The following is a 22,958-nucleotide window of genomic DNA, read 5'->3' on the forward strand; positions in this document are numbered from 1 at the left end:
CGGCCGGGCGTCGCCTCCCGACGTAGCCCGGGCGGGCGACGGGCGACGGGCGACGGACGACGGACGACGGGCGAACGACGGCGGCGGTGACGGGCGACAGACGACGGGGCGAACGACGGCGGCGGTGACGGGCGACAGACGACGGGGCGAGCGACGGCGACGGCAGCGGTGACGGGCATCGGCAGGGCCGCCGGTGACGGGCGGGGCTGATGCGCGTACGTCAGCCGGCGGCGCGGCGGGCGCGGGCCCGGCGCTTGCCCTCGTGCATGGCCTGCACCCGGGCGACCGGGATGGTGTGCCCCTCCGCGACCAGGTCCGCCGGGAGCCGCTGCGGCGCGGGCAGCCGCTCGGCCCAGGGGTCGCGTCCGGCGGTCAGCGCCGGGGCGGTGCGGATGGTGAAGTCGGCCGGGGTCACGTCGCCCAGGTCGGCCCAGTCGACCGGGAAGGAGACCGGCACGCCCGGCCGCAGCCGGGGACTGTAGGCGGCCACCACGGTCGCCCCGCCGGACCGGGTCGAGTCGACGAACACCTTGCCGCCCCGGTCCTCGCGGATGAAGGCGGTGGTGGCCAGCGCCGGGTCCAGCCGTTCGGCGCGGGCCGCCACCGCCCGGGTCGCGGCGGCCATGTCCTCCACCGTGGCGCCCTGCGCCACCGGCACGAAGACGTGCACGCCCTTGGCCCCGCTGGTCTTGACCGCGCCGGCGAGCCCCGCGTCGGCGAGCGCCTGCCGGACCAGCCGCGCGGCGGCGACCGCCAGCGCGAAGGAGTCCCCCTCCGGCGGATCGAGGTCCAGCACCAGGTGGGTGGGGCGGTGCAGGTCGTCGACCGTGGCCAGGGTGGGGTGGTACTCCACCGCGCGCTGGTTGGCGAACCAGAGCAGGGTGCGCCGGTCGTCGCAGAGCGCGTACGAGATCTCGCGGTGCGACGCCTCGGCCCAGACCGGCGTGCGGGCCACCCAGTCCGGCGTGTACTTCGGCAGGTTCTTCTGCATGAACGGCGGCTGCCCCGGCCGGACCCGGATCACCGACAGCGGCCGGCCCCGCAACTGCGGCAGGATCCGCTCGTGCACCGCGTCGAGGTAGTCGACCAGGTCCCGCTTGGTCGCGTCGGCGCCGTCGAACAACGGCTGGTCGAGGTTGGTCAGCGACACCCCGTCCCGGGTCTCGTCAGCGCCACTCATCCGACCACCTTCGCGGCCCGGGGGCCGGCGGTCAACCGGACGCGGCGGGGCGAACCGCCGCGAACGGATCGCCGCCGGCCCGGACGACGTCGAGCATCCGCTGCGTGTGCCCGCGGGCGGCGGCGTACAGGCCCCCGCCGTAGCTGACCCGGGCCACCCCGAGCGCGGCCAGCTCCGGCACCGTGGGGGCGCCGGGGCGGGCGAGCGCGTTCACCGCCCCGGGCACGGCGGCCACCAGCTCGGCCAGGATCGCCGGGTCGGCGAGCAGGATCGGGTAGACGCAGTCCGCGCCGGCGGCGAGGTAGCGGGTGGCCCGGCGGACCGCCTCCGGGAGCAGGGCGGCGGGGTCGCCGCCGGCGAGGAAGACGCCGATTCTCGGTGGACCGGCGCCCGGGGCGCAGCCCCAATTCCGTGTCGATGGACCTGGCCGCTTCCGCCGCCGGCGGCGCACGGGCGACGCGGTTTGTCGGCGGGGACACCCTCTGTGACCATGAGGGCGGAGCGTGAAGGAGGCATGGGCGTGTCGCAGGGGAACAGCGCTGTCACCGCCGGGCGGGCGTCCGAGGCGTGCGGGGCGGTCGCCCCCGGTCGGGCCACGGCGTGCACGGTCCGCGAGGTGCTCGACCGGGTGGGCGGCAAGTGGAGCATCGGCATCCTCGTGGCCGCCTCCCAGGGCCCGGTGCGCTTCACGGAGCTGGAACGCCGCGTCGAGGGGATCAGCCGCCGGATGCTCACCCTGACCCTGCGCAACCTCGAACGCGACGGGCTGCTGCACCGGAAGGTCCATCCGACCGTCCCGCCGAAGGTGGAGTACACCGCCACCCCGATCGCGCTGGAGCTCCACGAGTCGCTGGTGGCCCTGACCCACTGGGCGGAACGGCACCGCAGCGCGATCGCCGACGCCCGGGCCACGTACGACCGGGCGCACGGCGGGGACCTCCCGCCCGTACCTGAGCGGTAAACCCCGGCCGCGTGTGGGGAACGCCACGCCCTCCATCTGACCGATCGGTCAGGGTCTGACCGATCGGTCAGGCATGCTGGTCGGGGAGGTGGACCGGCATGGCGCGGATGGTTCCGGAGACGCACGACGAGATCCTTGCGGCGGCGGCCCGACGCTTCGCGACGACCGGCTACCGGGGCACCTCGTTGCAGGACATCGCCGGCGAGGTGGGCTGCTCCAAGGCGGCGGTGCTCTACCACTTCGCCAACAAGGAAGCCATCCTCACCGAGCTGATGGCCCCGGCGATCGACGTCCTCCAGGCGCTCGACGAGCGGATCCGCGCGCATCGCGGCGCGGACGCCCAACGGGTCGCCGCCGAGGGCTTCGTCGACCTCGCGGTCCGATTCCGCCGCGAGATCGCCCTGCTGCGGGGCGAGTTCCCGGAGCTGCTCAAGCAGCCCGCCTTCGCGCACATCCAGCGGATGTCCGAGCGACTGGTCGACGCGCTCGCCGGGCACCCGGAACGCCCGTCCGCCCGGATCGTGGCGCTGGTGCTGCTCGCCGGCATCTCCGAGACCTGCGGGGAGTTCGTCGACGTACCCGACGAGGAACTGCGCGCCGCCCTGCTGGCGCTCACCCGGCGGGCACTGGAGCCCGTCGACTGATCCGTACCCAACAATCCACGACCGAGGACAAGGAACTCATGGCCACCCTGCTTTACCGGCTCGGCCGGGGCTCGATGCGCCGGCGGCGACTCGTCGCGGCGATCTGGCTCGTCGTACTCGTCGGTCTCGGCCTCGCCGCCGCGACCCTGCGCGGCCCGATAGCCGACAACTTCACCATGCCCGGCACCGAGTCGCAGCGCGCCCTGGACCTGCTCGCCGAGCAGTTCCCGGCGGCGAGCGGCGCGACCGGCACGATCGCGGTCAGGGCGCCGGCCGACGGCGTGCTCGCCAGCCCGCAGGGGCAGGCCGTGGTGAAGGAACTCACCCAGGAGGCCGCCACTCTGCCCGGCGTCGTCGGCGCCGTCGACCCGTTCCAGGTGGGGGCGGTCTCCCCCGACGGCCGGTACGCGCTGGTCCAGGTCCAGTTCGCCACCGGCGCCGACGAGGTGACCGACGCCCAGCGCGAGGCGTACGAGAAGGTCGGCGAGCGGGCCGAGGCCCAGGGCTGGGAGGTCGCGCCCGGCGGCGAGGTGCTCAGCAGCGTGCCGGAGGTCGGTTCGACCGAGGTCATCGGCGTGGCGGTCGCCGCGATCGTCCTGGTGGTCACCTTCGGTTCGCTGGTGGCGGCCGGGATGACGATGCTCAACGCGCTGATCGGCGTGGGCGTCGGCATGGCGGGTCTCTTCGCGATCAGCAGCGTGGTCGACCTGAGCAGCACCGCGCCGATCCTCGCCCTGATGCTCGGCCTCGCGGTCGGCATCGACTATTCGCTCTTCATCACCTCCCGCTACCGGCAGAACCTGATGGAGGGGCTGCCACCGGACGAGGCGGTGGGCCGCGCGGTCGGCACCGCCGGCTCGGCCGTGGTCTTCGCCGGCGCCACCGTCGTCATCGCGCTGGCCGGGCTGGCCGTCGTGAACATCCCGTTCCTGACGGTGATGGGTCTGGCAGCCGCCGGCACGGTCACCATCGCGGTGCTGGTCGCGATCACTCTCCAGCCGGCCCTGCTCGGCTTCGCCGGCCGCCGGGTGCTGCCCCGCAAGCGCCGCTCGACGGTGCCGGCCGGGGACGCCGCGGCCGAGGACCGGGCGGGCGACGCCGCCGACCCGGTCACTCCGCCGGCCGAGGACCGGTCGGGCTTCGGGTTCCGCTGGGCGCGCCTCGTCACCCGGTTCCGGGTGCCGGTCATCCTGGTCGGGCTGATCGGGTTGGGGCTGCTCGCCCTGCCCGCGCCCGACATGCGGCTGGCGCTGCCCGACGCGGGCACCGCGCCGGTCGGCTCGGCCGCCCGGGAGTCGAACGACGTGATCACCGAGGGCTTCGGGCCCGGCTTCACCGGCCGGCTCGCGGTGGTGGTCGCCGGTGACACCCCGCAGGCGACCTCGGCCGCCATTCCGCAGGTCACCGCGCTGATCCAGCGCACCGAGAACGTCCTCGCGGTGGCCCCGCCGCAGCTCAGCCCGGACGGCCGCACCGCGCTGCTCGGGGTGGTGCCGAAGACCGGCCCGACCGACGAGGCCACCGAGACCCTGGTGAACGACGTCCGCGCGGAGGTGGGCGGGTTCCCCGACGTCGACGTGCTGCTGACCGGGGCGACCGCGATCGGCATCGACGTCTCCGAGAAGCTCTCCGACGCCCTGCCGGTGTACCTGCTGCTGGTGGTGGGCCTGTCGGTGCTGCTGCTGATGCTGGTCTTCCGCTCGCTGCTGGTGCCGGTCAAGGCCGCGCTGGGCTTCCTGCTCACCGTCGCCGCCACCTTCGGCATCACCGTGGCGGTGTTCCAGCAGGGCCACCTCGCCGACCTGGTCGGCCTGGACACGCCCGGCCCGCTGGTCAGCTTCCTGCCGATCCTGCTGATCGGCATCCTGTTCGGCCTGGCGATGGACTACGAGGTCTTCCTGGTCTCCCGGATGCGGGAGGACTTCGTGCACGGCGACACCGCGCAGCAGGCGACCATCAACGGGATGGGGCACGGCGCCCGGGTGGTGACCGCCGCCGCGCTGATCATGATCTCGGTGTTCGGCGGCTTCGTCTTCCTCGACGACCCGGTCATCAAGTCGATGGGCTTCGCGCTCGCCATCGGCGTCGCCATCGACGCGTTCGTGGTCCGGATGACCATCGTGCCGGCCGTGATGTCACTGCTGGGCAAGCGGGCCTGGTGGCTCCCCCGTTGGCTGGACAAGATCCTGCCCAACGTCGACATCGAGGGCGAGGGCCTCCGCGCCCACCTGGACGAGAAGTCCCCCGCCCACCCCTGACCCACCCACCGCTTGGTCGATCATGCAGTCGTGGTGCCCCGCACAACCGGCGAACCCGGCGGGAACGGGCACCACGACTGCATGATCGCCGGGACCTGGGTGGGCCTCGGTCAGACGCCGGCCGGGTAGGTTTCCATCTCGCCCGGGGTGGTCAGGGCCGGGAGGGGGTGCAGGGCCGTGGTCTCGTCGCACCAGATGAGGGCGTCGTAGCGCTCCCCCAGCCGGGTCGGCACGTAGTTGCCCCACGACTCGAAGGACGGGTCGTAGACCACCCCGATCGCCCGGTGGTCGGCGGTTCCGGTGACCCAGCCGGGCTGGTCGTCGCCGCCGAAGACCAGCACGGCCCGCTCGGGCATCAGCTCGTGCAGCCGGTGCTCGACCGAGCCGGGGCGGGCCGGCGGCACCACCATCGCCTCGGCCGGCGAACCCCAGCGGGGCGCCGCGATCACCGTGCCCCGGTAGCCGCCGAAGCCGACCAGGACGACCTCGTCGGCGCCGTGCCGCTCGCGGGCCAACTGGCCGATGTTGACCATCCCGTCGGCGGCCATGTCGGTGGCCCGGGCGTCGCCGATGTGCGTGTTGTGCGCCCAGACGACGCCCCGCGCGCCCGGGCCGTAGCGCTCCAGCAGCCGGTCCAGGGTGTCCGTCATGTGCGTGTCCCGGATGTTCCACGACTCCGGCCCGCCGCCCACCATCGCCCGGTAGTAGCGCTCCGCGCCGGCCACCACCTCCGCGTTCTGCCAGGCCGAGAAGCTGTCCGGGCCGTCCGCGGCGGCCTGTTCGCGGGTACGCGCCAGCAGGCGCACGACCTCCTCCTCGCAGCGGGCGGAGACGAACCGGCTCGCCATGCCGTACTCCTCGACCCGCTTGCCGTACGGCTCGAAGCAGCGGTACGCGTCCTGCGCCGCCTCCAGCGATCCCGGGTCCTCCTCGCCGAGGTAGTCGAAGATCGCCTGCATGGACTCCCACAGGCTGTAGACGTCCAGGCCGTGGAAGCCGGCCCGGGCGTCCTGGGGCCGCTCCACGTTCCACGCCCGCAACCAGGAGCAGAAGCGGGCCACCTCGGCGTTCGCCCACATCCAGGTCGGCCAGCGCTCGAAGCGCTCCAGCGCGACGCGCGGGTCGGCGGCCCCGCCCGGGGCGGCGGTCACCGAGCGGTGCACCCGGTCGCAGTCGGGCCAGTCCCCCTCCACGGCCACGAAGGAGAAACCGCACTCGGCGATGAGCCGGCGGGTGAGCTGTTCGCGCAGACGGTAGTAGTCGTAGTTGCCGTGCGTCGCCTCGCCGATCATCACGATCCGGGCGTCCCGGACGCGCTCCAGCAACGGGTCGAAGTCGCTCGGCGCGCCGAGCCGCTGAACCAGCATGCCGGCGGCTACCCGGCGCGCCGCCGGAGCAAACCGCCGAACGTCGATCGGCGGGCGTGTGCCGGCGGGCTGAGCGGGTAGGCCGCCGGCATGACCGTCACCGGCGTGCAGTTGCAGGAGTACCTGGCCGGGCTCGACTACCCGGTCTCCCGGGAGGACCTGATCCGCTGGGGCCAGGAGAACGGGGTCAGCACGGCGATGCTCCAGACGCTCCGGGCCCTGCCGGCGGAGGAGTTCGACTCCCCCGCCGAGCTGAGCGAGGCCCTGAACCCGCTGGCCTGACCTCAGCTCGGCAGGTCGACGGTGCGGCCCTCGGCGCGGGCGGTCTCGGCGGCGGCGAGCACGGCCACGACCTCGCGGCCGAAGCGCACGTCGCAGCGGTGGTCCCGGCTGCCCGAGCCGATCTCCTCCAGCAGCTGGTCGATCGCCACCCCGAGGGCGGTCGTCGAGTCGCCCTCGCCGGCCGGAACGGTCTCCACGCCGTTCTCGCCGTAGAAGACGAACTCCTGGCTCACCGCCTCCTGCGGGGCGTCCAAGGTCAGCGCCACCATGCTGGTCGCGCCCCCGTCGTGGGTGAGGAGCAGGTGGACGAGCCCACGCGGCCCGTCCATCGCGGCGACGCGGGTGACCCGGCCGAGCACCGGCAGGACGAGCGACAGCGCGTGCGGGCCGATGTCCCACAGCGCGCCGTGCTCCCGGCGCCAGGGCGAGGCCCCGTAGGGGCTGCCGGGCTGGAAGATGGAGCCGAACCGGATCGCCTTGGCAGTGTGCCACCCGCCGACGGCGGCCGTCGAGGCGAGAAAAGCGGCGATGTTCGGCCGGTAGCGGCCGGTGAAGAAGACCACCGAGGCGACGCCCGCCGTCTGTGCGGCGTCGACCACCCGGTCGGCGTCGGCGACGCTCAACGCGAGCGGCTTGTCCAGCAGCAGGTGCCGGCCGGCGGTGGCCGCGCGGACCGCGATGCCGGCCTGGACGTCCGGCGGGAGGGCCACGGCGACCGCGTCGCAGGCGTCGATGAGCGCGTCGACGTCGTCGAACGTCGACACTCCGTACCGCTCGGCCAGGGCCGCGGCCTTGCGCGGGTCCCGGCCCCACACGCCGGCGAACGCGACCCCCGGGTGCGCGTGCAGCGCCGCGGCGTGCGTCTCGGCCGCCCAGTGACCGGTGCCGAACAACCCGAACCGCACCACGAGCCACCTCCACCGTCGTCGAGTCACACCACGGTACCCGCGGCCATGCGCAACCCGGACCTGTGCCGGATGTCGTGGCGCGCCCGCGCGGTGGCCAGGGTGGCGGCTGGTTCGGCCGCGCGCCGCCCCCTCCCCGGTGCCGCCCGGCCGGCACGTGTCCGCCCGCCGGCGGGTCGTCGCGGCTGACCCGCCGGTGACCCGGCTCAGCTCCGCAGGGTGATGGTCAACCGCTCCGCGGCGACCTGGGCTCCGTCGGTGCTGACGGCGGCGGCGAACGCCCCGGCGCGGGCGGCCACCTCGGGCCGTAGTGCGGCGCTGAGAGCCGCGGTCAGCGACTCGACGGTCGGTACCGCGCCGGGGTGTGCGCCGCCGATGCCGAGCGCGGACACGCGGCGCGCGAAGTAGTGCTGGTCGTAGACCTGCGGGATGACGACCTGCGGCGTCCCGGCCCGCGCGGCCGTGGTCGTGGTGCCCGAGCCGCCATGGTGGACCACCGCGGCCACCCGCTTGAACAGCTCCTGCTGGTTCACCTCGCCGACGACCAGGCAGTCGGGCGCCCGGACGGCCAGCGAGAGGGGCGCCCAGCCCCGGGAGACGACCAGGCGGCAGCCGACCGCGCGCACCGCCTGGACGGCCGTCTCCAGCAGACCCGGGGGTGCGGCGACGCTGCCGAATCCGACGTAGACGCACGGCTCGTCGCTGGCGTCCAGGAAGGCCGTCAACTCGGGCGGCAGCGCCCGCTCGTCCGGCAGGAGCCAGGCGCCCGGTTGGTAGACGGCCCGGTCGGCGGCGTCCGGCCAGGGCGCCAGCGTCCGGTCGACCGCCAGCCACGGCTGGTCGGTGTGGATGTGGGCGCTGACGTCCTCGACCGGAACCAGTCCGATCGTCGCCCGGAGCGCGTTGAGCGGCGCGCCGAAGGTGTCGTTGACGTGCCGCTGGTTGGCGGCCCACAGCTCGCGGTTGTCGGCCGACGCGGGCGCGGGCACCTCCCCGAGGGCTGGCAGCGGCAGCGGAGCGTGCTGCGGCGAGGGAAGGGCCGCCGGGCAGAACGCCGAGAACACGTACGGTATGCCCCGCTTCTCCGCCACGGTGCGGGCGGCGATCTGGAGGCCGGTCGACGCGACGACGGCGTCGCAGTCCCGGGCCGCCGCCGACAACACCTCGAACTGGATGCCGATGGAGGACTCCGCCAGCTGACGCACCTGCGCCGGCGACGGGCGGGGTACGGCGGCCCGCGGCTTGGGCGCCGCCGACCTGCGCCAGGGCGGGCCGACGGGCACGAACGGAATCTTGAAGGTGGCCACCCACCGGGCGAAGTCCGGTGGGGCGCAGAGGCGAACCTGCAGACCGAGAGCTTTCAACCGCGATGCCAGCGCCACCAGTGGTTGGACATCGCCACGTGACCCGAGGGTCGACAACAGTACGCGCATGATGCTCGCCTTTCCGGCTGTAGCGACGGATCCGGGCACGGTGCAGCGAGCCGGGACCCGCACGTCGGGGCCGGCCGCACCGTCGATCTGCTACCTCGCGGGGGGACGCCCCGGCGCCAGTGCCGTGGGTCGTGTCCTGGCGGGGACCTGGCCGGGCACCCGGCGCGCGGCGCCGGTCACGGGCTGGCGGGCCCGTAGCGTCAACACGTCACCGAGCCCCTCGACCGCGCGCAGCTCGGCCACGTACTCGGCGGCCTGCGCCTGGCGCAGGTAGTCGAGCGTCTGCGGGTCGGCGGCGCACATTCCCGGCGTCGCGTCGGCGATGGCGACCAGGTGGACCTCGCCGGCCAGCTGCACCGAGGCGGAGATGAACTGGCAGAGTTCCGGCCACAGCAGGTACCGCCAGAAGTCGACGCTGACCACCGCGTCGAGACTGCCCGCCGGCATGGGTGGGGCCACGCCGAGCAGGTGGAAGTTGGCCGGCCCGACGGGAGCGGAGTAGTCGTAGGTGAGCGCCGAGGCGGGCAGCCTCGCCTCGGCGCGGCCGGTGCCGATCCAGAGCGCCTTGGGTCCCCGCAACGTGCCGGCGAGGCGCGCGACGGCGGGCCCGATGGCGCAGGCCGAGCGCTCGACGCACTCGTCGACGAGCGACCGGTAGTGCAGGATCCGCCGGATCGCCTCGTACCCCATGACCGCGGTGAGGAACTCCCACTCCAGGCAGGGGTACAGCCTGGCCGCCTGCTGGAAGTTGGCCTTCATCTCCATCCAGTTGCGGGTGATGTTCTTGTGGTGCGGCAGGTGGACGACCCGGGCCTCGTCGTCGTAGCCGAAGTTGACGCCGTCCGGCAGGCTCTGGTCCACGCGGTAGAACAGCTCGACGTCCTCCACGCCGTAGCTGAGACCGAACGCCTCGCGGTAGCCACCGACCTTCGTGAAGAGCGAGGTGGAGAGCGAGATGTTGTGCGTGTAGGCGATCACCCAGCCGGCCCGTAGCCAGTCGCCGCCGTCGTCGGGGAGTCCCGTCGCGAACCGCAGGTCGCCGCCGTGCGGGAAGGCACGCGCGATCGTGTCCGACTCGCCGGCCAGCACGGCCGGGAGGTCCGCGAGGCCGATCTCGTCCCGCCGGCCGATCAGCACCGCGGCGTTGCCGGGCGTGCTGTGCCACGCCAGGTGCCTCTCCAACAGGTCGGGCGCCGCCCACGAGTCGGCGTCGAGGAAGACGAGCAGGGGTGCGGTGGCAGACCGCGCTCCCTCGTTGCGGGCGGTGGAGCGGCCCTTGCGCCGGGGAAGTTCCACCACGCGCAGGCGGAGGCCGGCACCTTCGGCGAGGGCCTCGGCGTACCCGTCGGACGAGCCACCGTCCCGGACCACGATCACTTCGAAGCGCTCCGGCGCCAGCGTCTGCCGGGTCAGCGCCCGCAGGGTCAGCGCGAGGCACTGCGGATCCTGGTAGGTCGGCATCACCACGCTCAGCGCCGGGGGGATGGTGGGCAGCGACATGGCGATCCTCTCCGTCAGACGAACGTGCCGTCGGAGTGTGGCGACGTCGCCCGAGAATAACGGTCCGCGACCTTCCGCTTACCCGTGAGTAGGGGTCAATAGGGGTACCCCACTGTCCTTTGCCGACATTCGTCGCCGCCTCGGCAGAACACGCTCCCACGCCCACCGGCCCGACGCCGTCGGACCACGGGGAGCCGGGACGGGCGGACGGCGGACCCCTGACAGGAGGCGCCGGGTGACGGGGTGTACTACGCGGGTTAGTAGGCTGTGCCGGTGACCGAGACACACCCCGGACGACCCCGATGACCAGCGCGGCGTCGGCGGGTTCGCCGGTGGACGGGCTCCTCGCGACCGCCTCGATCGTGCTGTCGCTCCTCGTCGCCGCGTGGGCGCTGGTGGCGGCGCTGCGGCACCGCGCACCGGACCGGGTGCAGTTCGCCGGCCTGGCCGTGCTGGAGGTGGCGCTGCTCGCGCTCGCGGCGGTGGCGCTGGTGGCCATCGAGGGCGGCGAGCGGCCGGGCGAGCCGGGTGCCTTCTTCGGGTACGTCGCCACGGTGGTCTGCCTGCCGCCGCTGGCCTGGGTGCTGGCCCGGATGGAGCCGACGCGCTGGGGCTCGGCGATCGTCTGCGCGGTCTGCCTGGTCACGCCGGTGGTCGTCGTGCGGCTCCAGCAGACCTGGGAGGTGCTGGGTGGCTGACGTACGCGCCCCGGAGGCGAAGCGGACCAACGCCGGCCCGGGACGGCTGCTGATCGCGGTCTACCTGCTCTTCGCGATCGCCGCGACGAGCCGCGCGGGCCTCCAGATCGCCACGAAGTTCGACGAGGCGCCCGTGGCGTACCTGCTCTCGGCCCTCGCCGCGGCCATCTACATCGTCGCGGCGGTGGGGCTGGCCCGCGCCGGCGCCGCCGGCCGGCGCGTCGCCCTCGCGTGCTGCGCCGTGGAGCTGGTCGGGGTGCTCGGCGTCGGGGCCCTCAGCCTCGCCGACCCGGAGCTCTTCCCCGACGAGACGGTCTGGTCGCAGTTCGGCAGTGGGTACGGCTACATCCCGCTGGTCCTGCCGGTGCTCGGCCTGCTCTGGCTCTGGCGCACCCGCCCCGCCCCGGCGGCCTGATCCCCGGCGGGCGGGTGCCCGACGTTTAGAAAGGGCCCATTCCTGACACTGTGCGTCAGGAATGGGCCCTTCCTGACACCTCAGTCCTTGGGGCCGCCGGCCACGTAGATGACCTGGCCGGAGACGAAGGAGGCGCCCTCGCTGGCCAGGAACGAGATGGTGTGCGCGACGTCCTCGGGGCGGCCGACCCGGCGTACCGCGATCTCCGACTCGGCATGCTTCTGGAGCGCCTCGAAGTCGACCTTCATCCGGGCGGCGGTGGCGGCGGTCATGTCGGTGACGATGAAGCCGGGCGCGACCGCGTTGACGGTCACCCCGAACGGGCCCAGCTCGATGGCGAGGGTCTTGGTGAAGCCCTGGAGGCCGGCCTTCGCGGCGGCGTAGTTCGCCTGGCCCCGGTTGCCCAGCGCCGAGGTGCTGGAGAGGTTGACGATCCGGCCCCACTTCGCCTCGACCATGTGCTTCTGGGCGGCCTGGCTGAACAGGAACGCGCCGCGCAGGTGCACCCCCATGACCGTGTCCCAGTCGGCGTCGGTCATCTTGAACAGCAGGTTGTCGCGGAGCACGCCGGCGTTGTTGACCAGCACCGTCGGGGCGCCCAGCTCGGCGGCGACCCGCGCCACGGCCGCCTCGACCTGGGCCCGGTCGGACACGTCCGCGCCGACGCCGAGCGCCCGGCCGCCGGCCGCCGCGATCGCCTCCACGGTCTCCTTGGTCGCCGACTCCTCGATGTCGACCACGGCGACCGCGAGGCCGTCGGCCGCCAGCCGCCGCGCGGTGGCCGCCCCGATCCCCCGCGCCGCGCCCGTGACGATGGCGACCCGCTGCTCCTCCGACATGCCTACCTCCCGGTAACTTACGCTCGATCGAAGGAGCTTAACCCAGCCGTACGCCGACGCCGGCCCGGCGCGGGACGCCGGTCACGAGCATCGCCCGGCTACTCTCGCCGCCGTGGAGGCAGTGGAGATCGAAGCACCTGTCGTCGGGGTCACCGTCTATCCGGACCGGGCCCGGGTCACCCGCCGGGGCAGCACCCGGTTGGCCGCCGGTGAGCATCGCGTACGCGTCGCACCGTTGCCGATGGGCCTGCGGCGGGACTCGCTGCGGGTCGGCGGGCGGGGCGCCGCCACGGTGCTCGGCGTGGACGTCACGACGTGGCGGCAGGCGCGCAGCACCGACGGGCAGGTCCGCGAGCTGGAGCAGCGGAGCCGGGAACTGGCCGACGCGCTGGTCGAGGTCGACGACGCGTGCGAGGTCGAGACGCAGCGGGGGCAGTTCCTCACCCGGCTCGCCGACCGGGCCGGCGGCACGTACGCCCGCGCGCTGGCCTCCGGCGACGCCGCCCCAACCGACGTGGCCACCTTCGCCGACTCGGTCGCCGGTCAGCTCGCCGACTCCCAGCGCCGCCGTCGCGCGCTGGACCGGCAGCGTACCGAGCTGACCGAGGAGCTGGCGGCCGTCGGGCGACAACTGGAGGCCACGCGCGGCAAGCGGAGACCGGACCAGCTGGTCGCCGAGGTGACCGTGTCCGTGGACGCCGACGACGACGAGCTGGACCTGGAGCTGAGCTACCTGATCGACGGGGCCCGCTGGCAGCCCTCCTACGACCTGCGGCTGGTCGACGACACCATGACCGTCACCTGGTTCGGGCTGGTCAGCCAGGACACCGGCGAGGACTGGCCGGAGTGCGTACTCGAACTCTCGACGGCCCGGCCGGCGGCGGCGACCCGCGTACCCGAACTGACGCCCTGGTATCTCGACCGGCTCCGGCCGGTGCCGCCGCCGATGCCGAGGGCTGCCAGCTTCGGCGCGATGCCGGCCCCCGCGGCTCCCGCCGGTGCGCCCGCCGGGGCCGTGGCCCGGTCCGGCGCGCCGCGCCCCGAGATGCGCGAGAGCGTGGCCACCGTCGAGCAGGGGGTCACGGCGGCCACCTACCGGCCGGCCCGCCCGGTCGCGGTGCCGGCGGACGGCAGCGCCCACCGGGCCACCATCGCCGTGCTGGAGCTGCCGGCCCGGCTGGACCACGTGACCGTGCCGGTCCTGGCGACCGAGGCGCACCTGCGTGCGACGGTTCGCAACACCTCGTCGCACACGCTGCTCCCCGGCCCGGCGTCGGTCTTCCACGGCGCCGACTTCGTCGCGGCCACCCGGCTGCCGGTGTGGGCGCCCGGTGAGGAGACCGAGCTGGCGCTCGGCGTGGACGACCGGGTACGGGTGGAACGGAAGCTGGGCCGGCGCGCCGACACCCGGGCCACGCTCGGCTCGACCCGGCGGCGGGACGTGGAGTACCGGATCAGCGTGGCCAACCACACGCCCCGGCCGGCGAGCGTGGAGGTGCGCGACCAGCTGCCGGTGTCCCGGGACGAGGCGGTGGTCGTGCGGGAGTCCACCCTCGTCCCGCCGCCGGCCGAACGCACCGAGTTGGGCGAGCTGACCTGGCGGCTTCGGCTCGGGCCGGGCGAGAGCGGCGAGATCGCCATGGGTTACCGGGTCGAGATCGCCAAGGGGGTCGAGCTGGCCGGCTGGCGGGAGTGACCGGCCGTCCGCCGGGGTGGGGCGGACGGCCGTCGACGTGGCGGCCGGGTCAGAGGCCGCGACCCCGGCAGAGGCGGATCCACCGGTAGCCGTAGCCGGCCACCTTGAGCCGGTCCAGCTTGCCGACCTCGCCGTAGTTGCGGTCGGCGAGGACGTCGATGGGCAGGTCCGCCTCCGGCTCCAGCATGCTGAGGTCCACCTCGGCGTCGGTGGTGCCGAGGTTGTGCACGAAGAGCATCGTGCCGGTCCGCCCGTCGGCCCGGTGCGCCAGCACGCCTGGCGGCATCGCCACGTCGATGTGGGTGGTCGAGCCCGAGCCCACCTCGGGGGCCTCGCGGAGCGTACGGATCATCCGCTCGAACCAGGCGAGCAGCGACTTCTGGTCGCTGCGCTGGGCGGTCACGTTGACCTTCTCGTACGAGAACTCGCCCTTGTCGATCACCGGGCGGATCAGCTTCTCCGGGTCGGCCGTGGAGAAACCGGCGTTCGGCTGGTACGACCACTGCATCGGGGTGCGGATCGCCTCCCGGCCGGGCAGCGACAGGTCCTCCCCCATGCCGATCTCCTCGCCGTAGCGCAGCACCGGCGTGCCGCGCAGCGAGAACTGCAACGCGTACGCCAGCTCGATACGGCGGCGGTCGTTGCCGAGCATCGGGGCGAGCCGGCGGCGGATGCCCCGGTCGTAGATGCGCATGTTCTCGTCGGGGCCGAACTCCGCGTACACCTGGTTGCGCTGCTCGGCGGTGAGCCGGGAGAGGTCGATCTCGTCGTGGTTGCGCAGGAAGGTGGCCCACTGCCCGCCCTCGGGCAGCGCCGGGGTGTCCCGCAGCGCCTCGATGATCGGCTCCGGGTCCTGCCGGGCCAGGGCCAGCATCAGGCGCCCGTTGAGCATGAAGTCGAAGAGCATGTGCAGGCGGTTGCCCGAGCCGCCGCTGTCGGCGAAGAAGGTCGGCAGCTGGTCGGGCTCGACGTTGGCCTCGGCGAGCAGGACGGCGTCGCCCCGGCGCCACTGCACGTGCTGGCGCAGCTCGGTGAGGAACTCGAAGTCCTTCGGCGAGTTCGGGTTGCCCGGCTCGGTCAGCTCGATGATGAACGGCACCGCGTCCATCCGGAAGCCGGAGACGCCGAGCTGGAGCCAGAACGAGACGACCTTCTTGATCTCCTCGCGGACGGCGGGGTTCGTGAAGTTCAGGTCCGGCTGGAACTTGTAGAACCGGTGGTAGTACCAGGCCTTGGCGGTCCGGTCGTAGGTCCACGTCTCGTGCTGCTCGCCGGGAAAGACCATGCCCTGGTGCCGGTCGCTCGGCTCGTGGTCGGCCCAGACGTACCAGTCCCGGTACGGCGAGTCCGGCGAGGAACGGGCGGACTGGAACCACGGGTGCTCGTTCGACGTGTGGTTGACGACCAGGTCGATGATGATCCGGATGCCGCGGTTCTGCGCCTGGTGCAGCAGTTCCGCGAAGTCCCCGAGGGTGCCGAAGCGCGGGTCGATGTTGTAGAAGTCGGTCGCGTCGTACCCGTCGTCGCGGTTGGGCGACGGGTGGATGGGGTGCAGCCAGAGGCAGGTCACGCCCAGCCGGGCGAGGTAGTCCAGCCGGCCGATGAGCCCCCGGATGTCACCGACCCCGTCGCCGTCGGAGTCCGCGTACGTGTCGATGTCGAGGCAGTAGACGACCGCCTCCGAGTACCACCTGTCAGCCATGCCGAGCTAATGTCTCCGATCCCGGCTGCCCGCAAACACCGGGGCCCGGCGCTCCGAGTTCCGCGGTGGCCCGGCAGGTGTGTCGGCAGCGCGCCGGCCTGGCGGTGCGGGCACGACCTCGCCCGCACCGCCAGGCCGTCGGGCGCGGCCCGTCAGGTGGCGATGTCGACGTCGCCGACCTGCCCGCCGCCGGCCATCGTCAGCCACCCGGCGTAGACGCCCTGCTTAGCGAAGAAGTTCCCGCCGCCGACGAACGCGAACCAGTCGTCGCCGCCGACCGCGACGTCGCTGACCTGCCCGCCCTCGGCCAGGGTGAGCCACCCGCCCTGGATGCCGTCCTTGGCGTAGAAGTTCCCGCCCTGCACCCAACCGATCCGGTTACCGGAGAGCACCACCTTCGTCGCCCCACCGGCGTTGACCGCCTGCCACGACAAGTACGCGCCATCCTTCGCGTACAGCACCCCCGCCGAGTTCACGAACGCGAACCGGTCACCACTGACCGCGATGTCCCGCACCTGCCCGCCCTGGGCCAGCGTCAACCACTGCCCGTACACACCGTCCTTGACATAGAAGTTCCCACCCTGCACCCAACCGATCCGGTTACCGGAGAGCACCACCTTCGTCGCCCCACCCGAGTTCACCGCCTGCCACGACGAGTACGCGCCATCCTTGGCGAACAGCACCCCCGCCGAATTCACGAACGCGAACCGGTCACCACTGACCGCGATGTCCCGCACCTGCCCGCCCCCGGCCAGCGTCAACCACTGCCCGTACACACCGTCCTTGACATAGAAGTTCCCACCCTGCACCCAACCGATCCAGTTGCCGGAGAGCACCACCTTCGTCGCCCCACCGGCGTTGACCGCCTGCCACGACGAGTACGCGCCATCCTTCGCGTACAACACCCCCGCCGAGTTCACGAACGCGAACCGGTCGGGAGCGGCCCCGGCCGGCGTCAGGTCCGGGAACGGAAGGTTGATCGGCGCGCCCTTGGTCACCGTGGCGCCGCAGGCGTACGCCGGGGCGATGTTGTGGACCGCGCCGTTGCGGCGGATCTCGAAGTGCAGGTGCGGGCCGGTCGAGTTGCCGGTGCTGCCGACGTACCCGAGCACCTGCCCCTGCCCGACCTGCTGCCCGAGCGCGACCGAGGCCGGCTGCACCATGTGCAGGTAGCGGGTCTGGTAGCCGCCGGCGTGCGAGAGCGTCACCGAGTTGCCCCCGCCGGAGGTCCAACCGGCGAAGGCGACCGTGCCCGGATAGGCGGCCCCGATCGCCGTCCCACCGTTCCCCGCGAGGTCCACCCCGTAGTGGTCGCTGTCGGTGGCGCCGCACCTGTTCGACAACACCCCCGTGACCCGCCCACCCACCGGCTGGATCATGGCCCCGGTCTGCGCGGCCGCCGGCTGCGCCGGCACGAGCGCAAGTCCGCACAGGACCGCCGCGGCCACCGTCAGCGCCCGCAGCCGCCTACCCGCTGTCTCCTTGGTCACGCCATGCCTCACGATCTCATCGGCATCGATACAACTGCGGAGACAAGATAGACGAAGGAGTCGCCGGCGTCCTCCCCCGCGCCCGTGCTGCGACGGCGGGGACCTTCGGGCCGGGGCCGTCAGGTGTTGACCGGACGGCGGGCGATCAGGCGCACGTGGGTGACAGGCCAGTCCAGCGGCTCGCCGGCCGGGGTGCTGAGGGCGGCCACCGGGGCGAGGCGGTTGGTGACGATCCAGTCGTTGCGGGACGTCGCGCTCGCGGCGTCGATCTCGAAGCCGACGTCGGTGAGCAACGACTTCCAGTCGGCGTACTCCAGGCCGCAGAACTGTTCCTGCGTCTCCGACAGCCAGTTGTCGGTGTAGTCCTTGCGGGTGAGGAAGTCCATCGCCGCGCCGAGGGTCAACTCGACCACGCCGTCCGCCCCGTCCACCGGGCGGTACGCGAACGGGAACCGGTAGTCGACCGCGAACTGGTCCAGCCGGGCCCGGGTCGACAGCGCGTCGACGTACGCCGTCACCTCACCGGGCGGCAGGTCCGCCAGATCGGCACGGGGCCGGGGCGGGTTGCCGCCGTCCGTCGTGGCCAGGCGCAGGTGCACCGTCCGGTCCCGGCCGTCCGGCCCGCACACGTCGCTGTTGATCCACACCCCGCCCGGCACGGTGTGGTCGTAGAGGGCCTGCACGAACCGGCGCAGCGAGGCCATCCGCTCGCCGTACGACCAAATCTCGTGGGTCAGCGCGAAGGTCATCGTGGTGTCCACCGAGCGCGGCGCGAACACCGCCCCGCCGAGCACGTTGCGCCGGTAGAAGAAGACGTTCGGGTTGGCGAAGACGCCCTGCGCCTTCTTGTGGACGCACTCCTCGAACAGGTGCCGGGCCACCTCGACGCCGATCAGGTCGCTCTCCCGCAGGGCCGGCTCCCGGTCGGCCAGTTCCAGGACGGCGCCCGCGCCGCAGCCGACGTCGACGATCCGCCCCGGTCGCACGTGCTCGCGCACCGCGTCCCACTTGCGCTGCGCGGCGTCGCTGAACGCCTCGGCGTACGTCCGGTAGTCGCGGGTGGTGGTCAGTCCGCCCTCGTCGCCGACCACCGGGTCGTTCACCACGGAGCGGACCAGGTCGTCGAGCCGGTAGCGGCGGTACACGTCGACGGTGGCCGGGTGGGTGAGGTCCCGCCACGACGGGTCGTCGTCGGCCAGCCGCAGCAGGACGTCCCACGGCCGGACCGGTGTCGGCTCGACGTCGGCCTCCACCCCGGCGATCCGGAAACCGAGCCGCTCATACATCGCGGCGACCTCCGGCGTGGAGCAGGCGACCACCGTGTCCGCCGGGGTCAGCTCCAACCCGGTGGACGCCGCGACGGTCTTCAGGGTCACCTCGGCGAACCTGTCCGTCGGTACGGTGTCGAACACCGGCACCACCACCGACCGGAGCCCGGCGAGCACGCTGAACCGTTCGATCGCCGCCTCCCGCCGGTGGTACGGGACCGGGTTGCGCCGGGTGTTCTCGTGGTTGGCCGAGGTGACGGCCCACACCACCGTCGCCCCACCGGCGTCCTCGCTCCCGGTCGCCCCGCTGGCCTCCCCGCTCCCGGTCGTGCCGTCACCGTCGGCGAGGGGGCCGTCGCCCTGCGCCGCGAGCTGGCGGAGGTACCCGGCCTGGAAGCGGGTCAACAGGTGGTGGCGGCCGGGAAAGAGCAGGTAGCGGGGCATGGCACGTTCCTAGCCGATGCCCCGCGTGCGGTGCGCGGCAGGGGTGGGTGGCATCGACCCGGCGGCGGGCCGGGAGCCCTCGGCGGAGAACGGGGACCGCCCCCGGACCGGCCCGCCGCTACATTGGAGACATCAGCAGTCAACGATCTGGGCGCAACCCGTCCGGAGCCGGCTCCGCGTCGCGCAGCCCGGACTGGGCCGCAGTGGGCGCGATCGCCGGTGTGGTGGCCACCGTGCTCACCCTGCTCACGTACGTGCTGCCACGGGAGCCCTCCGCGCCGCCGCCGGTCTCGGGAGCCGGAGCGGGGCCGTCACCGGGGCCCGACCCGACCACGCCCACCCAGGCCAGCCCCGACCGGACCCCGTCGGACCAGACGACCGCGCCCGCGGCGGACGCCACGAAGGACCACCCCGTCACCAGGACGCCGCGGCCGCCCGCCCCGGGTCGACTGCCGTCGTTGGCGCCGCTGCAACCGGCCGGCTGCGAGGAGGCGCTCGCCGTCGTCGACCGGTTCTACCGGACCTCGGGTTCGACCCGGCAGAGCCGGGAGGCCGCCGCCACGACCGCGTACCAGGGCATGATGGGCGCGAGTCTCCAGGCCGAGGGCGGCGTCCACCAGGCCGCGGTGGCACTGTCGCAGGACTTCTCCGAGCTGCGCTTCATCCTGTCCGGCATGGTCGCGAGCGACTACGAGGTGGTGCAGGCCAGGACGGACCGCGACGCCCAGCACCTCCGGGACGTGTGTGCCGCCGGCTGACGGCACCGCCACGCGACACCGGATGGTCACCCGGGCCGGCAGCCGCCCGACGCGACCGGGCCCGTGCCGGCGACCGGGCGGGCCACGGCGGTACGGTCGCCGGCATGGGTGACGCGGAGCGACCGGTCGACTGGGCCGAGGGTGAGTGGTGGAACGAGCCGGTGCGGGTCGAGAACGGGCCGGCGGGCGAGTTGCTGGTGCAGCCGGCCGAGGGCAGCGACCTGTGGCGGCACACCTCGTACGGCTTCGTCCACGACGACGCCCCGGCGCTGCTCGCGCCGCTGCCCGCCGGCGAGGCGATGGAGGTGGCCTTCGTGCTCGACTACGACGAGCAGTTCGACCAGGCCGGCGTGCTGGTGCGGGTTGACGAGCGGAACTGGGTCAAGGCCGGAGTGGAGGTCAGCGACGGCCAGCCGCAGGTGGGCGCCGTGGTGACCCGGGAGGTCTCCGACTGGTCGGTCGCCGGCGTGCCGAGGTGGGCCGGGCGGGAGGTGACCGTCCGGGTCAGCCGCGACGGGGACGCGCTCACCGTACGGGCCCGCGCCGACGACGAGCCGTGGCGGCTGGTCCGGCTCGCTCCGCTGGCCCCGGAGGCGGTGGCGACGGCCGGGCCGTACTGCTGCTCCCCCACCCGGGCGGGCCTGCGGATCCGGTTCACCGGCTGGCGGCGCGGGCTGGCCGACGCGGCGCTGCACCCGGAGGGATGAACCCGGTGGCCCGACTCACGGGCAGGTGTGGCGGCCGGGCCGCAGGGTAGATGTCTCTGATCGGACCCGGCCGAAAGGATCGCGATGGCACTCGCCGAGAACGTCGACCCGACCGAACTCGGCGGCCTGACCGGGTGGGTGGCGGGGGTGATCGACGCGGCCGGCGCCGTCGGCGTGGCCCTGCTGGTCGCCCTGGAGAGCATCATCCCGCCGATCCCGAGCGAGATCGTGCTGGCGATGGCCGGCTACCTGGCCAGCGAGGGACGGTTCAACGTCATCCTGGTGGGGCTCGCCGCCACCGCCGGCTCCCTGGGCGGGGCACTCGTCCTCTACTGGCTGGGCGCGGCTGCCGGCGAGGACCGGCTCAAGCGCTGGCTCGACCGGCTGCCCCTGGTCGACCGGGACGACCTGGAGAAGGCCGACCGCTGGTTCGAGCGACACGGCCGGTGGGCGGTGCTCTTCGGCCGGATGATGCCGGTGGTCCGCAGCCTGATCTCCATCCCCGCCGGGGCCAACCGGATGCCGCTGCCGGAGTTCATCGTGTTCACCACGCTGGGCAGTGGCATCTGGAACGCGCTCTTCGTCGGCCTGGGCTACGCGCTCGGCTCCCGCTGGCAGCAGATCGAGCAGTACAGCAAGTGGTTCGACTACGGCATCATCGCCGTCTTCGTCGTGATGATCGCCTGGTGGGTGATCAAGAAGACCCGTCGCCGCCGCACCCACGCCGACGCCACCCCCTGACTCCCCACCCCCACCCGCCCGCCGCGCCCCAGTCCGCCCCGCCGATCATGCAGTTGTAGTGCCGGAAGTGACCGCATACACGGCTTATGCGGACCACCACAACTGCATGATCGACCCTGTTGGGCCGCTGACGCGGCGCGGGCGGGGAAGGTCGGGGGCAGGATCGGCGGGGAGCGGCGGGGTCAGGAGGGGTGGGGAGGGGTCAGGGGAGGGTGTCCAGGTGGGGGGCCACCGTGCGGGCGAAGGTGTTGCCGTTGCTCACGTCCCAGTTGACCGACCAGGTCATCGCGCCACGGATGCCCGGGTAGGTGCGCGGCGGGCGGAAGCTGCCGCAGTTGGTGCCCCGGGCCAGGCAGTCCAGCGCCGCGTTGACCACGCTGGGCGCGACGATGCCGCCGCCGGCCGCCCCGGGACCGGCCGGCAGGCCGAGGCCGACCTGGTCCGGGCGGAGCCCGGCCTCCAGTTGGATGCAGGCCAGCGCGACGATGAAGTTCACCGTCCCCTGGGCGTACGCGGCGTTGCGGTCGCAGCCCAGCATCGCCCCCGAGTTGTAGAACTGGGTGTTCACGACGGTGAGGATGTCCTGGATGTCGAGCGCCAGCTTGAAGTAGCTGCTGGCCGGTGACTGCATGTCGATGGTCTGCGGGGCCATCGCGATGATCAGTCCGGCGCCCACCTTGGCCCGCAGCGAGCGCAGTGCCTGGGCCATGTAGGTCGGGTTGAGCCCGTTCTCCAGGTCGATGTCGACGCCGTCGAAGCCGTACCGCTGGATCAGCGCGTGGACGCTGTCGCTGAACGCGGCGGCGGAGGCGGCGTCGTTGACCGCCACCCGGCCGGTCTCGCCACCGACCGAGATGATCACCTTCTTGCCCCGGGACTGGAGGGTCCGCACGTCGGCGGAGAAGTCGGCGTCGGTGTAGCCACCGAGGGCGGTGGACAGGCCGGGGTCGATGGCGAAGGCGACCGCGCCGGGGGTGGCGGTGGCATCGGCGAAGGCGACCGCGACGACGTCGTACTCGGCCGGCACGTCACGCAGCCGCAGCTCGACGGCCGGGTTGTCGAAGTTGTGCCAGTACCCGGTGAGGATGTGCTTCGGCAGCCCGGTGTTCGGCGGCGGGCTCGTCGGGGGCGGCGTGGTCGGCGGCGGGGTGGTCGGGGGCGCGGTCGTCGGCGGTGCGGTGGTGGGCGGCGCGGTGGTGGGGCTGGTGCCGCCGCCGCACGCCGTGCCGTTGAGCTGGCAGTTGGTGGGCGAGCCCGGCCCGGCGCCGAGGAAGCCGAACGAGACCGAGGCGCCCGGGGCGAGGCGACCGTTCCAGGACCGGTTGGTGAAGGTGTGCCGCTGGCCCGACGAGGTCAGCAGCGCGTCCCAGTAGCTGCCGAGAGTGGTTCCGGCCGGCAGGTCGAAGGCGACGGTCCAGCCGTCGACCGTGGACCCGCCGCCGTTCGTGATCGTGTACTTCCCCTCCCAGCCCGATCCCCAGTCGGACGTCTTGACGAAGCTGGCGGTCACCCCGGCGGCGAACGCGGGCATCGCCACCCACACCGCGCCGAGCGCCGCCACCACGGCTGTGACCAGCGAGAACACCAGAGATCTAGGTCGTTTCACGACACCCTCCACACCCGGACGCCATCCATCGGCATCAACATTGACGCTCATTATTAGGAGTGTT

Annotated in this window: 21 protein-coding genes; 10 read left to right on the forward strand and 11 right to left on the reverse strand. The window is 73.3% G+C overall.

Translation table 11 applies throughout. The annotated features are described in order from the left end of the window. Positions 1 to 220: 220 nt before the first annotated feature. Positions 221 to 1,180: a non-homologous end-joining DNA ligase gene (gene ligD, locus ACPXCB_RS04830; protein WP_425872549.1), complete on the reverse strand. Its 960-nt coding sequence runs from the start codon at positions 1,178 to 1,180 to the stop codon at positions 221 to 223. A gap of 31 nt (positions 1,181 to 1,211) precedes the next feature. Then, positions 1,212 to 1,631, reverse strand: a complete 420-nt coding sequence (locus ACPXCB_RS04835) for an isocitrate lyase/phosphoenolpyruvate mutase family protein (protein WP_425872550.1) — start codon at positions 1,629 to 1,631, stop codon at positions 1,212 to 1,214. A 63-nt stretch (positions 1,632 to 1,694) separates the two neighbouring features. Between ACPXCB_RS04835 and ACPXCB_RS04840 the strand changes: the two genes are divergently transcribed. From ACPXCB_RS04840 to ACPXCB_RS04850, 3 genes are all read left to right on the forward strand, one after another. After that, the gene (locus tag ACPXCB_RS04840; RefSeq protein ID WP_425872888.1) at positions 1,695 to 2,141 is read left to right on the forward strand and encodes a winged helix-turn-helix transcriptional regulator; all 447 of its coding nucleotides are present in this window, start codon (positions 1,695 to 1,697) and stop codon (positions 2,139 to 2,141) included. A 98-nt stretch (positions 2,142 to 2,239) separates the two neighbouring features. Then, positions 2,240 to 2,785, forward strand: a complete 546-nt coding sequence (locus ACPXCB_RS04845) for a TetR/AcrR family transcriptional regulator (protein WP_425872552.1) — start codon at positions 2,240 to 2,242, stop codon at positions 2,783 to 2,785. Between the two features lie 38 nt (positions 2,786 to 2,823). After that, on the forward strand, positions 2,824 to 5,043 hold the full coding sequence (locus tag ACPXCB_RS04850) for an MMPL family transporter (protein WP_425872554.1): 2,220 nt from the start codon (positions 2,824 to 2,826) through the stop codon (positions 5,041 to 5,043). 110 nt (positions 5,044 to 5,153) lie between these two features. Here ACPXCB_RS04850 and ACPXCB_RS04855 read toward each other — a convergent pair whose 3' ends face one another. Further along, positions 5,154 to 6,410 carry an erythromycin esterase family protein gene (locus tag ACPXCB_RS04855; protein WP_425872556.1) on the reverse strand — a complete coding sequence of 419 codons (1,257 nt, stop codon included), beginning with the start codon at positions 6,408 to 6,410 and terminating at the stop codon, positions 5,154 to 5,156. A gap of 90 nt (positions 6,411 to 6,500) precedes the next feature. Between ACPXCB_RS04855 and ACPXCB_RS04860 the strand changes: the two genes are divergently transcribed. Beyond that, positions 6,501 to 6,692 carry a DUF2795 domain-containing protein gene (locus ACPXCB_RS04860; RefSeq protein ID WP_425872558.1) on the forward strand — a complete coding sequence of 64 codons (192 nt, stop codon included), beginning with the start codon at positions 6,501 to 6,503 and terminating at the stop codon, positions 6,690 to 6,692. Positions 6,693 to 6,694: 2 nt separating this feature from the next. On the opposite strand, the gene ACPXCB_RS04865 is transcribed toward ACPXCB_RS04860, so the two are convergent. The 3 genes from ACPXCB_RS04865 to ACPXCB_RS04875 form a co-directional block, all read right to left on the reverse strand. After that, positions 6,695 to 7,600: a Gfo/Idh/MocA family protein gene (locus ACPXCB_RS04865; RefSeq protein WP_425872559.1), complete on the reverse strand. Its 906-nt coding sequence runs from the start codon at positions 7,598 to 7,600 to the stop codon at positions 6,695 to 6,697. A 203-nt stretch (positions 7,601 to 7,803) separates the two neighbouring features. Further along, entirely contained in the window at positions 7,804 to 9,030 is a 1,227-nt protein-coding gene (locus tag ACPXCB_RS04870) for a glycosyltransferase (protein ID WP_425872561.1), read from the reverse strand. A gap of 90 nt (positions 9,031 to 9,120) precedes the next feature. Beyond that, positions 9,121 to 10,530: a glycosyltransferase family 2 protein gene (locus tag ACPXCB_RS04875; RefSeq protein WP_425872563.1), complete on the reverse strand. Its 1,410-nt coding sequence runs from the start codon at positions 10,528 to 10,530 to the stop codon at positions 9,121 to 9,123. Positions 10,531 to 10,832: 302 nt separating this feature from the next. Here ACPXCB_RS04875 and ACPXCB_RS04880 point away from each other — a divergent pair, with 302 nt between their 5' ends. Next, positions 10,833 to 11,228, forward strand: coding sequence for a hypothetical protein (locus ACPXCB_RS04880; protein ID WP_425872565.1), 396 nt, complete (start codon positions 10,833 to 10,835; stop codon positions 11,226 to 11,228). Continuing rightward, complete coding sequence (locus tag ACPXCB_RS04885; protein WP_151456210.1) at positions 11,221 to 11,643, forward strand: hypothetical protein; 423 nt, start codon at positions 11,221 to 11,223, stop codon at positions 11,641 to 11,643. Before ACPXCB_RS04880 ends, ACPXCB_RS04885 begins: the two co-directional genes overlap by 8 nt. Before the next feature lie 80 nt (positions 11,644 to 11,723). Here ACPXCB_RS04885 and fabG read toward each other — a convergent pair whose 3' ends face one another. Continuing rightward, positions 11,724 to 12,482, reverse strand: a complete 759-nt coding sequence (fabG, locus tag ACPXCB_RS04890) for a 3-oxoacyl-ACP reductase FabG (protein ID WP_425872567.1) — start codon at positions 12,480 to 12,482, stop codon at positions 11,724 to 11,726. Between the two features lie 112 nt (positions 12,483 to 12,594). Here fabG and ACPXCB_RS04895 point away from each other — a divergent pair, with 112 nt between their 5' ends. Continuing rightward, positions 12,595 to 14,178: a DUF4139 domain-containing protein gene (locus ACPXCB_RS04895; protein ID WP_425872568.1), complete on the forward strand. Its 1,584-nt coding sequence runs from the start codon at positions 12,595 to 12,597 to the stop codon at positions 14,176 to 14,178. 49 nt (positions 14,179 to 14,227) lie between these two features. Here the strand turns inward: ACPXCB_RS04895 and ACPXCB_RS04900 are convergent, their stop codons facing one another. The 3 genes from ACPXCB_RS04900 to ACPXCB_RS04910 all read right to left on the reverse strand — a co-directional run bounded on the left by ACPXCB_RS04900 (position 14,228) and on the right by ACPXCB_RS04910 (position 19,082). Further along, a complete protein-coding gene (locus tag ACPXCB_RS04900) occupies positions 14,228 to 15,880 on the reverse strand; it encodes an alpha-amylase family protein (protein ID WP_425872569.1) in 1,653 nt (550 codons plus the stop codon). A gap of 152 nt (positions 15,881 to 16,032) precedes the next feature. Then, positions 16,033 to 17,370 carry a M23 family metallopeptidase gene (locus ACPXCB_RS04905; protein ID WP_425872571.1) on the reverse strand — a complete coding sequence of 446 codons (1,338 nt, stop codon included), beginning with the start codon at positions 17,368 to 17,370 and terminating at the stop codon, positions 16,033 to 16,035. Positions 17,371 to 17,489: 119 nt separating this feature from the next. Then, complete coding sequence (locus tag ACPXCB_RS04910) at positions 17,490 to 19,082, reverse strand: class I SAM-dependent methyltransferase (RefSeq protein WP_425872573.1); 1,593 nt, start codon at positions 19,080 to 19,082, stop codon at positions 17,490 to 17,492. Between the two features lie 203 nt (positions 19,083 to 19,285). Here ACPXCB_RS04910 and ACPXCB_RS04915 point away from each other — a divergent pair, with 203 nt between their 5' ends. From ACPXCB_RS04915 to ACPXCB_RS04925, 3 genes are all read left to right on the forward strand, one after another. After that, positions 19,286 to 19,840, forward strand: coding sequence for a hypothetical protein (locus tag ACPXCB_RS04915; protein ID WP_425872575.1), 555 nt, complete (start codon positions 19,286 to 19,288; stop codon positions 19,838 to 19,840). A gap of 104 nt (positions 19,841 to 19,944) precedes the next feature. After that, a complete protein-coding gene (locus tag ACPXCB_RS04920) occupies positions 19,945 to 20,547 on the forward strand; it encodes a DUF1349 domain-containing protein (RefSeq protein WP_425872576.1) in 603 nt (200 codons plus the stop codon). Positions 20,548 to 20,631: 84 nt separating this feature from the next. Continuing rightward, positions 20,632 to 21,288 (forward strand): DedA family protein, encoded by a 657-nt coding sequence (locus ACPXCB_RS04925; RefSeq protein WP_425872577.1) that lies wholly within the window; start codon positions 20,632 to 20,634, stop codon positions 21,286 to 21,288. 202 nt (positions 21,289 to 21,490) lie between these two features. Here ACPXCB_RS04925 and ACPXCB_RS04930 read toward each other — a convergent pair whose 3' ends face one another. Beyond that, entirely contained in the window at positions 21,491 to 22,894 is a 1,404-nt protein-coding gene (locus tag ACPXCB_RS04930; protein WP_425872579.1) for a chitinase, read from the reverse strand. Positions 22,895 to 22,958 lie beyond the last annotated feature (64 nt).

The sequence above is a fragment of the Micromonospora sp. DT62 genome (genome assembly GCF_049847285.1).
GTDB lineage: Bacteria > Actinomycetota > Actinomycetes > Mycobacteriales > Micromonosporaceae > Micromonospora > Micromonospora reichwaldensis.